The sequence below is a fragment of the Bradyrhizobium sp. Kon56 genome (assembly GCF_055807635.1).
On record NZ_JBVVOU010000568.1, the window covers coordinates 1 to 246 of the forward strand.

Below are 246 nucleotides of genomic sequence, written 5' to 3' on the forward strand. Positions count from 1 at the left end.
GAGGTGGTGTGCGACTTGGTGCTTTTGCCTCTGAGTAGGGCCAAAGGTAAGCGACGTGTGCTTGCGGATGCGGTCGCCCGTACCACGATCACCCAAGCTCATGTGGATGGAGCTCCCATCGAACTCGTCCTTACCGGTGACGTACTGCGCAGCCACGGCAATGCCGAATACAACGCCCGCTATTTTTTGTCTGACAGGGCGGGAAACGAGGGGCCACCTTCGCGCACTTCAGTCTTGCTGATAGAT

The 246-nt window shown here is 57.7% G+C and carries 1 protein-coding gene; it reads left to right on the plus strand.

Going from position 1 to position 246, the window contains the following annotated elements; all coding sequences use genetic code 11:
* Positions 1-57 precede the first annotated feature (57 nt).
* The coding region (locus AC0L3B_RS40075; protein WP_473383522.1) for a hypothetical protein at positions 58-246 on the plus strand (189 nt) is incomplete at its 3' end.